7 protein-coding genes are annotated in these 12,858 nt (G+C 35.3%); all 7 read right to left on the bottom strand.

The window, feature by feature from the left end; translation table 11 throughout:
* Window positions 1–941 precede the first annotated feature (941 nt).
* The 7 genes from dnaE to A1OE_RS04520 all read right to left on the bottom strand — a co-directional run bounded on the left by dnaE (window position 942) and on the right by A1OE_RS04520 (window position 12,287).
* A complete protein-coding gene (gene dnaE, locus A1OE_RS02620) occupies window positions 942–4,463 on the bottom strand; it encodes a DNA polymerase III subunit alpha (protein WP_148276840.1) in 3,522 nt (1,173 codons plus the stop codon).
* A 614-nt stretch (window positions 4,464–5,077) separates the two neighbouring features.
* Complete coding sequence (locus A1OE_RS02615; protein ID WP_015088612.1) at window positions 5,078–5,854, bottom strand: ABC transporter ATP-binding protein; 777 nt, start codon at window positions 5,852–5,854, stop codon at window positions 5,078–5,080.
* Window positions 5,811–7,058 (bottom strand): lipoprotein-releasing ABC transporter permease subunit, encoded by a 1,248-nt coding sequence (locus A1OE_RS02610; RefSeq protein ID WP_015088611.1) that lies wholly within the window; start codon window positions 7,056–7,058, stop codon window positions 5,811–5,813. The genes A1OE_RS02615 and A1OE_RS02610 overlap by 44 nt, the downstream gene beginning before the upstream one ends.
* Window positions 7,059–7,140: 82 nt before the next feature.
* Window positions 7,141–8,454 (bottom strand): proline--tRNA ligase, encoded by a 1,314-nt coding sequence (gene proS, locus A1OE_RS02605; RefSeq protein WP_015088610.1) that lies wholly within the window; start codon window positions 8,452–8,454, stop codon window positions 7,141–7,143.
* 272 nt (window positions 8,455–8,726) lie between these two features.
* A complete protein-coding gene (locus A1OE_RS02600; protein ID WP_015088608.1) occupies window positions 8,727–9,887 on the bottom strand; it encodes a DNA polymerase III subunit delta' in 1,161 nt (386 codons plus the stop codon).
* A gap of 332 nt (window positions 9,888–10,219) precedes the next feature.
* Complete coding sequence (locus tag A1OE_RS02595; protein WP_015088607.1) at window positions 10,220–11,377, bottom strand: D-alanyl-D-alanine carboxypeptidase family protein; 1,158 nt, start codon at window positions 11,375–11,377, stop codon at window positions 10,220–10,222.
* A 385-nt stretch (window positions 11,378–11,762) separates the two neighbouring features.
* The gene (locus A1OE_RS04520) at window positions 11,763–12,287 is read right to left on the bottom strand and encodes a septal ring lytic transglycosylase RlpA family protein (RefSeq protein WP_015088605.1); all 525 of its coding nucleotides are present in this window, start codon (window positions 12,285–12,287) and stop codon (window positions 11,763–11,765) included.
* Window positions 12,288–12,858: the final 571 nt, after the last annotated feature.

The following is a 12,858-nucleotide window of genomic DNA, read 5'->3' as shown; positions in this document are numbered from 1 at the left end:
TAGCATGACGATAATCTTTATTATAACAATGAAGTAGTTGTTTTTGTCATAATTTTAGCATTAAATATCTTAATATTTGCCGTTGACAGTGCTTTTTAAATTTTTTGCTGCTACTCATAATAATATACTGCACTTTGAGTTAATCGTTTGAAAGTGAGAGATGATAATTTTGGTTTTTACCTTGATATTAATTTAATTTTAAAAATAAGTTTTATTACTTGACTAAGATATTATGACTTAAATGCAGTACCACACATTCATTCGGATTTACTCAAGCCTATTGAGCTAGTTAGTTATGAAGTAAATAAACAATGATTACTTATAATTGAGCTATCAAGTTTAGGAAGAACTCAATTAATAAATAATTTTCCGTTTATTATGCCTTATTTACTTATATAAGCAACGTAATTTTAATTGTCTATACATTGTTTTATGGAATTTGATAATATTCATGTTAATTTTTATTACCTCATGAATACAGTATAATGGCAGTTTGTATGCAACTTTGCTTAATATCAAAATCTTAGATTAATAAAAGGGCAATTTCGTAGAATCATTTTACGTTTTCTAATCATAATGTTATTGATGTTTACTAATTAATTGCTAATATACTTTACATTAGTAGTTAATGAATTGTTTGGTAAAATAAATTCTGTCTAAGTTAACTATTGAAATCTTTAGTTGTTTTTTCACTGATACTATCTATCATAATATGATTATGGGATGATGTTGTATAGCATCAATCCAATTGTCATATGTTGGTTGTACGTTAAACTATTTAAGCAAGCAAATTATTGCTTTATTTAAATTTTGTTATATTGTTATAGCTAAATAAGGCTATTGTTCTAGATAATTTAAAAAATCAAATTTAGTTTGGTAAAAGTTTATTTTACATATCAAGAAAACTGGTCAAGTTACAGGTTAATTTTTTAATTAAAAAATTAGCGATGACAATCGATATTGTTTGATGAAAGATCCGCTGTATGTTTGATGCCCGACATATCTTTAATAACGTTAAGCAGTTCGCTGGACGCGTGATAACTTTCTGGTAATTTGATGCGTACGTTACCGCGGCTAGTTTGGATAATAATATAGACACGCCCAGATCCCTTTACTTCTTTTTGTATCAACTGCTTGATCTGTTTTAGAGATGAACTGTTACTGAGAAAAATTTCTATTCCGGATGTTATCTGTTCCATTACCTGATTTAGTAGTTTTATTGAGGAGGCTGATAGTTGCAACTTGTTGTCTTTAATTCTTGCGTTAGTATGAATCAGTAGTGGTTCTCCTGAATCTAATAAATCTTGTGATGTACCAAGTAGCTTTGAAAACATGATTAACTCAAATAAACCTTTACTATCAGTAAATTGTATGTTTGCGAAATGTTTGCCAAACTTAGAAGTGCGGATTTGTCTACCAATGACTATTCCAGCCATCGTCAGTTGTGTCTTTCCACCTCTACAGAGAGTCTCTGAATATGCTTCGCTAGAAGAGGTCACTTTCATCTTAGTTAAATTTTGTGCATAAGAATCTAACGGATTAGCTGAGAGATAAAATCCGAGTGCAGCAAATTCTTCCCGTAATCGATCCATGCTTGGCCAGTCTGGTCTGCTTTTAGGTAAAATTTGCTGTTGCAATGCCCAATCTTTTTCGATGCTAAAAAGACTTATTTGCTCAGAATTTCGCTCATTTGCTGCTAAGTTTAGGCGTAGCATAATGGTATTAATATTCTCAAATAATTCTGCACGATTGTTATGTAGTTCATCAAAAGTTCCGGCGCGGATTAAATTTTCCATAAGACGCTTGTTTACTTGATTGGGGTTAATACGATAAACAAAATCTACTATATTTTTGAAGGGTCCGTCTTTGTCTCGTAAATACACTAGTAATTTCATCGCTGAAATACCAACGTTTTTTATTGCAGCAAGAGCATAACGAATACCATATCTATCATCTTCAAGCTTTTCGACTGAAAAATTCTCGCGTGACCTATTAATGTCTGGAGGCAGTAATTTTATATTAAGATTGTTTAATTCTTGACGCAATACGTTTAGTTTATCTGTATTATTAATTTCATAGGTCATTGATGCTGCTAGAAACTCAACTGGATAATTAGCTTTTAGATAAGCAGTTTGGTAACTAATCATAGCATAAGCCACGGCATGAGATTTGTTAAAACCGTATCCTGCAAAAGCAGCGATTTGATCAAAAATACGGTTAGACTGGTTTTTTCTTACTCCATTTGCAGTTGCTCCCCTAATAAATTTATCACGTTGAGCATCCATTTCTTCCTTAATCTTTTTACTCATGGCTCGACGTAACAAGTCTGCAGCACCGAGGGTATAGCCAGAGAGTAGCTGAGCAGCTTGTTGAACTTGCTCTTGATAAATCATTATGCCAAAAGTTTCCTTAAGTACTGGCTCCAAAATAGGATGCATGTAATCTGGCTGTTCCTCGCCGTGCTTACAGGCGATATATTTTTCTATGTTTGCCATTGGTCCAGGTCGATACAAGGCAACTAGCGCAACGATGTCTTCAAACCTATCAGGACGCATGCGGCGTAACACATCGCGCATTCCTGAACTTTCTAATTGAAATACGCCAATGCTATCGCCCTTGGTTAATATAGAATAAGTGTGTTTATCGTTAAGAGGAATTTGAGATAGGTCGATTTCTACTCTTCGCTCTTTTAATAGGTCAACGGCTAACTTGAGTACCGTTAGAGTCTTCAAACCTAAAAAATCAAACTTTACAAGACCAGCTTGCTCTATCCATTTCATGTTAAACTGGGTAACTAACATATCTGAGCGTGGATCACGATAGAGAGGTACTAGATTGTTTAACGGCTTGTTGCCTATTACTATGCCAGCAGCATGCGTAGATGCATTGCGATATAGTCCTTCCAACTTTAGAGCAATCTTAATCAAATTAGCGACATTTATATCATCTGCACTTTGCGCTTGAAGTTCTTTTTCATTTTGCAGTGCTTGTTTCAAGGTGACTGGATTATTAGGATTGTTTGGTACTAACTTGCAAATATGATTTACCCGGCTATAAGGGATTTCAAGTACACGTCCGACGTCGCGTAAAGCTGCACGAGCTTGAAGTTTCCCAAAAGTGATAATTTGTGCAACACATTCTCGGCCATATTTTTTCTGCACATAGTGAATTACTTCATCACGACGATCTTGGCAGAAGTCGATATCAAAGTCTGGCATTGATACGCGTTCTGGATTAAGGAAGCGCTCAAATAGTAATCCCCACCGCAACGGGTTTAAGTCAGTAATTAGTAAAGAATAAGCAACGAGTGAACTTGCTCCTGACCCGCGTCCAGGACCAACAGGGATCTTTTTTGACTTAGCCCATTTTATGAAGTCCGATACGATAAGAAAATACCCTGGGAATCCCATTTGTTCGATAATCGTTAATTCCATATTGAGTCGCTTGCGGTAAGGAATTGCTATTTTTTCTCGATTAGTAGCATTCATTTCTGGAGTATAAACATAAGCATTTAAGCGGTTTTCTAGACCATCACTCGCTTGTATGCGTAACTCCTCCGCTTCAGTTCTATCATCTTTCGTTTCAAATCGTGGTAGTATGGGTGCAGTCTTCTCCGACATTACCGCGCAGCGTCTTGCGATTACTAGAGTATTATTAATTGCTTCTGGTAAATCAACAAATAGTTGATGCATTTCCTCAGCGCTTTTGAAGCGATGATGTGGAGTAATTTGCCAGCGTTTTAAATCGCTAATTGTTGTGCCTTGTGCTATACATAGAAGAACATCTTGTGCTTCATACATATCTTGGTCAGCAAAGAATACGTCGTTGGTAGCTACCAAAGGAAGATTACGAGCATATGCTAAATTAATCAGATACTTTTCTATTTGGCGTTCTTCTTCAATGAAATGGCGCTGCAGCTCGATGTAAAGTCTATTAGGAAAAAGTGTCTCTAAACGTGTAAGTATAGCCTCCGCTTTGCTTTTGCCTTCTTTAGCTAATAGTAAGCGACCTAAACTACCTTTTATGCCTCCTGTTAGTGCAATCACACCATCGGTACGTCCTTCCATTTCATCAAGGGAAATCAGCGGAGTGTCATTTCCTGTAGTATTGAGAAAGGCCTGACTTACCAGATTCATTAAATTAGAATAGCCGGTTTCGTTTTGGGCAATCAACGGTAGTTGGTCTGGTAAATTATTACAATTGCTGACTTCATACAGGCCTGCTAATTCCGTATCTATTGTTCGGCGAATGTTAAGCTGTACTCCTATTATTGGCTGTACGCCTTGGTTAGAAGCTGTTACAGAAAATTCCAATGCTCCAAACATATTGCTAGTATCCGTTATGGCGACAGCTGGCATAGCATTTTGCTTGGCAAGTTTTACAATCTCGCTGAGATGAATCGCTCCTTCAGCCATAGAATATGCTGAATGTACACGAAGATGAATAAATTTAGCGTGAGACACAATAACCTCATATATTAATATACAACATTAATATATTCTGTTTATTAGTAATTATAGTGTATCTAATTAGGGGTGAACGAATTATAAAATAAATTATAACAATTAGGAAAATTTTAATTATTCCAGTATTTTTAGATAAAAGTCTATATAAACGCAATTATTATTCTGTGTATAATAATTAGTTAGCTAATTCGTGAACAAAATTAAATTTTAAATCTAGCTAAGATAAAATAAACTATTATAAATAAACTGTAATCTAATATGAATTATAAAGTTTTAAATGTTGCTTTAATACTTAAAACAATTAATGGTTATTATTGTTATATTAAATGAAGTTATTTTTCATTTGAGAAAAGAGACGTAATTATTTTAATTTTTGTTAATCTTGTTATTACTTTATAATAAAAGTTGTACTACGAGATTGATAATTGACAGTTCTGATAGATACTACTGAATACGCTAAAGAATATATTATATCATCAGTTAATTCATGAATTTTTAGGCAGCCCGACGTGCATATAAAATAAATAAAATTAAGTTTAGCTATTTTACTGAATTGGTTGCCAAATATAGGATCCAATCTGTTGTAGCTGTTGAAGCTAATGTAATTTTATTTATTGTGTAGATGATTGTTGTTCAACTAATACTCCGTCACGACACTCAACTATACGGTCCATTTGTGTCGCTAGATCCGTGTTATGGGTTGCTATTAGGGCCGATAAACCGGTACTCTTTACTATATGGGTAAGTTGGCTAAATACTTGATATGCTGTTTGTTGATCAAGATTACCTGTCGGTTCATCGGCAATCAATACTCTTGGTAAATTAGCTATGCTGCGCACAATTGCCACCCTTTGCTGCTCCCCTCCGGAAAGCTTAGCAGGCCGATGATTTGCTCGAGAGCTTAAACCTACCATATCCAGTAATTTGTCTGCTTGCTTTCGTGCTTTACGCTTAGAATACCCGGCAATCATTTGTGGAATCATAACATTTTCGCGAGCAGAAAATGCTGGCAGCAAATGGTGAAATTGGTAGACAAAACCAATAGTGCTTTGGCGAAAACGGGTACGTTCTCCATCATCCAGCTCTGAGCAGTTTTTTCCGTTGACAATAACTTTACCACTGGTTGGCTTTTCCAAAAGGGCAGCAATGTGTAATAAGGTTGATTTACCAGCACCAGATGGACCAACCAAAGCGACAATCTGTCCTTTATTAAGAGTTAGATTAGCCGATCTTAGCACTAGCAGTTTCTTGCCTCCTAGGCTGAACATACGAGTTACTTCCTTCAGAACAATAGCTTTTTCATCTGAAATTACAGGGAAGTTTGGTTGCAAAGATATCATCGTTTCATTCGTAGCGTAGAGCGTCAACTGGATCAGTGAGAGCAGCACGCCAGGCGGCGTATATTGTTGCCATAAAACTAAGTGCCAATGTAATTATGAGCACCATAATTATTTCAATTGGGTTCATCTTTGCTGGGACATTGGCTAAAAAATATATCTCTGAAGGAAATATTGAGGTGGCAAAGATGTTTTCTATCCATTTCTGAATCAGATTTATTTTTACCACAAATAGTAATCCAAGCACCGCACCTATAATTGTACCAATAAATCCTATACTAGTTCCCGTCATAAAGAATACTCTGGTAATCATACCACGTGAGGCACCCATGGTTCTTAGTACAGCAATTTCCTTGATATTGTCTTTCACCAGCATGGTCATTGAGCTGGCTATATTAAATGCTGCAATTAAAATGATCAACATCAAGATTAAAAACATCACATTACGTTCAACCTGCAATGCATTAAATAAGCTGCTATTTTTTTGCTGCCAGTCATAAAAATACGCTGTAGGAGGCAGTTCTTTAATTATCTTACATCTTACATCATCTAGTAAATTTGGATTTTCTGTAAAGATCTCTAGTGCATTCACCGAGTTTCCTTGCTGAAAAAACGTTTGAGCTGCCTTTATTGACATGTAGACGAAACTACTGTCGTATTCGTACATGCCCATCTCAAACAAGGCAATCACCTTATAGGTTTTTATTCTTGGTATATTACCGATTGCGGTAACAGCGAAACTGGGTGAAATCATTGTTACATAATCGCCGACTTGCAAACCCATACGATCGGCTAATCGCGAACCCAGCACTATTTTGGTCATATCGTTAAAATCTTCGAGGGAGCCGTCTTTAATATTATTGGCTATAAGTTTTTTGGACTTTAAATCTCTTGTTCGTACACCTCTCACTATACTGCCCGCAGCAATTTTGTTAGCAGTTAGCATTGCTTGCCCTTCGACCAGTGGAGTAACGCTCAATATACCAGGCACTAAAGCAATCTGCATCAATAATTTATCGTAATTTTTAATTACTCCATCTCTTGCATAGATGTTGGCATGACCGTTAAGGCCAATGATTCGGCTGATTAGCTCCTCTCGAAAGCCGTTCATTACGCTCATAACAATGATTAAAGTTGCTACTCCAAGGCCAATACCTACTATAGAAAACCCAACTACAATCGAAATAAACCCTTCTTGGCGACGAGCCATTAAATAGCGCATTGCTAGCATTCGTTCAAAATCACCGAAAATCATTTATTAGAGCTTTCTGTGATAAGTGCCATCACCTGTGCTGTATGCGTGTGATATCGTAGATGTATCTTAGATTAATGATTTATCAGCCTACTAACCGAGTGAGGACTTCCTCAACTGATATTTCTTCATGTTTGCCCGTCTTGCGGTTTTTAATTTCTACGATTTTGTTTACAGCGCCACGTGGACTGACAACAATTTGCCAAGGCAAGCCTATTAGATCCATGATAGCTAGCTTAGCACCAGATCTATAATAACTGTCATCCATTAAAACCTCGACACCGGCTGAACAAAGCTTAGCGTAAATATCCTCCGTAGTGGCATGACAATTTGTGTCATCAACGCTTAAATTTATCAAGCCAACATGAAACGGGGCTATTTCTTCTGGCCAGACAATGCCGTTTTTATCGTTGCAGGCTTCAATGATAGCACCAACCAAACGAGAAATCCCGATACCGTATGAACCCATATGCACAACTTTTTTTCTGCCATCTGCACAGGTGACCTTTGCTCCCATTGGCTCAGAATATTTAGTGCCTAAATAAAAGACATGCCCAACTTCAATGCAGCGAATATTTATTAGATTGTCTGCCTCAATTGGACAATTAATTGGATCGTGTTTTGTTTTGGTTGCTGCGTAACGCTTTAGACAACAATCAACTATGGGCTGAAGGTTGTCATTATAATCAAATTTATCGAGAGTTACTTCTGTATCGATCCAATCCTTTTGACAAAATATTTCGCTTTCACCGTTATCGGCTAATATAACGAATTCGTGATTCATTTCGCCGCCAATTGGCCCGCTGTCAGCATTAACTGGAATTGCTTTCAAGCCCAGCCTATTAAACGTTCGTAAATAGGCCATAAATTGGCGATTATAGGTGATTTTAGCAGCTTCCTTGTCAATATCAAAAGAATAGGCGTCTTTCATTAGAAACTCACGACTACGCATTACGCCAAAGCGTGGACGTACTTCGTCACGAAATTTCCATTGAATATGGTATAGCCGATTGGGTAGCTTTTTATAGCTATGCACATGGTTTCTAAAAATATCAGTAATTTGCCATTCGTTAGTAGGTCCATAAAGCATGTTGTGTTTATGCCTATCAGTAATACAAAGCATTTCCCTGCCGTAATCATTATAACAATTGTTTTTATACCACAATTCGGCCGGTTGTATAGTGGGCATCAACATCTCGTTCCAACCCGCTGCATTTTGTTCTTCGCGTACGATTTGTTCTATGCGCTTCAAGACTTTAAGTCCAAGCGGAAGCCACGAATAAATACCAGCACTAGACTGCTGCATCATCCCTGCTCGCAGCATTAGACGATGAGATAAAATATCTGCTTCCCGAGGCGTGTTCTTTAGAGTAGGCAGAAAATAGCTGGATACGCGCATTCAATTTCTCGGCAATAAAATTACTAGATTATGTTAGGCGTGCTGTTGTTAATTTTGGTTAAACCTATACTTATTAGTTTTTCAAGTAACAGCAATTTTTATATTTACAATTTTGGAGTAATACCAAGGACAGAACGCTTTTACTGCAAAAAATAAGTATAGTTGAAAAAGCATTAATTAGATCCTACGAAGTTTTCGTATGTTTAGCGTTTTAATTAAAAATCAGATTATAGAAGATTATCTTAATTATTGTATAATAGAACTTTTTTTAATTAAAATTTAATAAAATCTCTAGCACTTGGCGAAAAAATAGAATATTCTATTTTTTCGCCAAGTGCTAGAATATAAAAAGCTTCAATTATGAGCTGCTTACGATCGAGCATTAATGCATTTTCTAGTTGGATTAATCGATATATAGCATCACGGCGATAAAAAGCAGATTCTAAACCGATGCAAGAAACATAAATTCGCCCAGCCTCTAAATCACCAGGAATTATTTCTTGAATGTCAGGGGACTGATTGGCAGCCAGAATGGCACGTTCTATCCAACGCAATAGCATGTAAGTCACAATATGAAAAATGTCTTGATTACTATTATTTAATTTTCTTTTGCACCAATTTTCTGCTAGAGCATGCACTTCTTCTCCACTTATTTTAGGAATTTTACTGAGAATATTGATAATGTCACGATATATTACAGCTCCACCAGCTTCTAAGAATGTTAAAGCTTTTCCTGGACTTCCTTCTACTAAGCGTAAGATGATATTCATGTCCTTATCTGATAGATACGGGTAAACCTTAGTTATCAGTGAGGCAACAAAATTATCATTTAGCGGTCTTAGCATCAATTTTCGACAGCGTGATTTAATAGTTGGTAAAATAGCATTTAGTGAGTTGGTAATTATTATTACTAAAGTTTTTTCGGGAGGTTCTTCAATCAATTTAAGAATAGCATTTGCAGCGTTAGTGTTCATCTTTTCGGCTTCATCAATAATTATTACACGCCAACCGCCGGAGCTAGACTTCAAATGTAACGAGCTTTTAAAAGAACGAATATCGTTTATACGAATTATAGAATTTGTTCTTCCTTGTTCGTTGGATTTACAGCGTAAAATTTTAAGATCTGGGTGGGATTCAGACGAAACTTGAAGGGCAGCTTGGCACTTAGGATTTATCGTAAGAGACTTAAATAAACTACAACTCAATGGTTGGTGAAGCTTATTTCCTTCTTGGGAAAGAATAAATTTCGCCAAACGGAAGGCTAAAGTTTCCTTACCAATACCAGTTGGTCCAAAGAATAGCCAAGCATGAGGCATCCGTCCTGAATTATAAGCTTCGACAAGCTCGCCTTCCGCTTTCTCATGTCCTAGCAATTCGGTTGATGCAGAAGGAAACGGTAAACCTTGATTTTTATTCTTTTGATTATCCCTCATTAACAATTTTTAGTACAACAATATCTAATTGATTTAGATTGCTCGTAATATATACATGTTGCCAACTAATAATTTTCAATTAGTGTGGCTTACAGATTAAGTATAGCCTAATATAGCCTTTAGGATTAATTTTTTTGTAGAGCGTTTTTTACATATATAAATTTAGAGTAGATCACATTTAATACAAGTTAATGCCTTAAATTATATTGTAGACTATTTTACTTTTACGTAAGATTATAATATAATAAAAAAGTATACTTACCATAGTATGAATATTTCATCACTACCTCTACGTTTTCATTAAAGAAAAAAATAGCTTCAATATTATATCTTTATGAGTGTTCTATATAGTAGCCCAATATTAAGTAGTAGATAGCTCGAGATATACGATTCAATCCATTCAATTTATCAATATTATTCTTAGCTACAAGGGGGACAATCTGATCCTCTCTATTGGGAATAGATATTCGTAGTTGGGCTAATACTTGACCCTTTAAAATTGGTGCGAGAATTGGGCTATCATATTCCACACTAACTTGCATTTCTTTACGACTGATACGATCCATAGTGATAACCAGTTCTTTCTCTGTCGTCAAGGATACCGTATTTTGTTCACCAAACCATACTTCAGCTTGTTCGACAGTTTGGCCTGAATCAAACAGTTTGTAGTTGTTAAATTCACGAAACCCCCATTCTAGTAACCTTTCGCTTTCTCTGGAGCGCTGGTTAGCGCTTTTTAAACCACTAACGACTAATATTAACCTACGTTCGTTACGTTTTGCACTAGCAGTTAGCCCATACCCAGCGATCTCAGTATAGCCAGTCTTAAGCCCATCAACCCCTATATTTTTGTAAAGTAACGAATTACGATTGTTTTGCTTGATTCCATTATAAATAAAGCTTTTTTCTGCATAAATCTTATAGTATTCAGGAAATTTTCGGATTGTTTCAATAGCTAAAACTGCAAGTCCACGTGCAGTAACTAAGTGTTTTGGATCTGGCCAACCTGTAGCGTTATAAAAGGTAGCTTCTCCCATACCGATCCTAGAGGCTTTTTCATTCATTAGTTCTGCAAAAGCAGTTTCCGTTCCAGCAATTGCTTCAGCAAGTGCAATTGCTGCATCGTTTCCTGACTGGACTATGATACCACGCAAAATATCATGAACGCTTACTCGTGAACCAATTTCCACAAACATCTTGGAGCCACCTTTTTTCCAGGCCTGCTCAGAAATCGGAATCTCGTCTTCCATGCGAAGCCTTCCATCTGCTAATCGTTCAAAAGCCAGTAATACAGTCATTATCTTAGTGATAGATGCTGGTGGCATGAGTCTGTCTGCATTTTTTTGCAGTAACACATAACCAGTATCGTAATCTAGCAGTATTGCTTCACGTGCACTAGTTGCTATTTTGGCTGCATTAGCTAATGAGGGCAATAAAATACCCATAAAAAGCAACAAATAAGTAATGCGAATAGTAGTGCTTACTATCATTTTCAGCTATCCATTGACGATACAAGTGAATTAGTATTCATTAACTTTAAAAGTATTTTGGTTTGCAAATTAATACAAAACACACTGTTTTGTAATTAGATTTAACATATTAAAAATTTTTTATAAATATAATATGCAAAGATATTATATTTGATTAGTGAATAATTATTCGATATTGTTTGTATCATGTGATCGATATTATTTGGTAAACGGATTTAATACTCTGATAGAGTTTTTGATACGTGCTACATCAAGCTTTCTTGATAAAATCTATTTATCTGAACAAATGCTATATTTGTTTTCGACAAAATGTGGCGTACTGGATAATTTATTATTTAATTTACGCACGAAAGTAATTATTTTTTTTCTTCTATAGCGCTAGTACCTAACGATGTCTTCTTAACTTTACTACTTCAACACGAACTCGAGCCGTTCCTTTATTTACAAATCCTAAAAGCTTAGCGCTACGGCGTGATAAGTCGATGATTCGACCACGAGAAAACGGCCCACGGTCGTTTATGCGTACGATCAATGAACGATTGTTTATCAAATTTGTTACTCGTACTAAGCTTGGCATTGGCAGGGTGCGGTGCGCAGCAGTTAATTTGTTATCGTTAAAAATTTCTCCATTAGCTGTTTTTCTGCCGTTGAACCCTGGTCCATACCAAGAAGCAATACCGACTTCTGAGTAATTTAATTCTTTCTTCGGATAATACCAAACGCCTTGGACTTTGTAAGCAGCGCCAAGCTTATATCTTTTTCTATGATCATAGTATCTTTGGTTATAATTAGTGTTCTCTATATTTTCCAATATATCTGTTTGTGAGCAACTAGTCAGGATAAATGCTACAATTAAAATTATGGTTGGGAACCATGGTCGAATTAAAAAATAACTTTGTAACAGAATCATTATGTTTTTAACATTACCCCATGTAACATTAGAAATGTAATATAATTATATTAGCATTAGCAATTTTGCTAGAATAATGATCAAATAATTGAATTAATAAGTTGAATATCCATAAATTAAAATAATTGTGATTATGTTTTGCTGCACTATTTAATTATACAGTATGTTTTTTTTCAGCAGTGCTGATTTCGTGTAATTTCTTTCGATAGTGCTGAATGATAAATTCAAATATTTTATGCGGAAATTACGAGGAGTGATAAGCATTAACTTCTTGATTAATAGATAATTACGGTTATTTTAGTGTACAGTAACGAGTGCTTCATATCCTATAAAATAATAAATAATACATTATTTTTTTATTTTAACGTATATTTTTATTACTGCGATTAAGTCAAAGGTATTTTAATTTATTGAGTGAGTGGTAGAGATTTATTTAATGATTAAATTAGAAAATGCATTTTACTTTTAGCGTTCATAAGTTTATATTTAGCTAATCATTCAGCAATACTTTTTTAGATTTAGGATATTAGTATCTTTGCTAAAAAATTACTAGAGATACAAATAAAAAGCT

Origin of the sequence: Candidatus Endolissoclinum faulkneri L2, from assembly GCF_000319385.1 — a bacterium.
In the GTDB taxonomy this organism is placed as follows: Bacteria; Pseudomonadota; Alphaproteobacteria; order Thalassobaculales; family Thalassobaculaceae; genus Thalassobaculum; species Thalassobaculum faulkneri.
The sequence above is the reverse complement of the archived record's forward strand: the minus strand, read 5'-3'. Positions and strand labels throughout refer to the sequence as shown.